The organism is Acinetobacter sp. Lyrl_1, from assembly GCF_051948795.1.
GTDB lineage: Bacteria > Pseudomonadota > Gammaproteobacteria > Pseudomonadales > Moraxellaceae > Acinetobacter > Acinetobacter towneri.
In genome coordinates this window covers 1-352 of the sequence record NZ_JAYJLK010000127.1, presented here as the reverse complement: position 1 = coordinate 352, position 352 = coordinate 1, and the positions used below count along the sequence as shown (strand labels likewise).

The following is a 352-nucleotide window of genomic DNA, read 5'->3' as shown; positions in this document are numbered from 1 at the left end:
CTGCTAATGTTGCAATTATTATTATGATGAGACTTGTAGTTTTTATTTTTAAATGTTACCAAGAAAAAAATATATTTTTACGCGGAGGAATTTCTAATAAATTTTCTTATATTGATGGTTCTATTGCTGTAGGAGAGGGAGTTGGAGCTGCGTATGATGGAGAATGTGCAGCTATTAATCCAAAAATTATTTTATGTGAAGATGTTGTATCTAATAAAAAGCTTATGAAAGAGATAAGATTTTTATCAAAAGCAATGTATGCGGATGATAATCTTTATACTTTGGATAATGGCCATTATTTTTTAGATTATTTAAAAATGACGAGGGTAAGTACAGATGTAAAATCACCTAG

General features: G+C 28.7%; 1 protein-coding gene. It reads left to right on the top strand.

Translation table 11 applies throughout. From position 1 onward, the window contains the following. Positions 1-352 (top strand): hypothetical protein (locus VF675_RS13845; protein ID WP_440205405.1); only part of this gene is annotated, 352 nt, incomplete at both ends.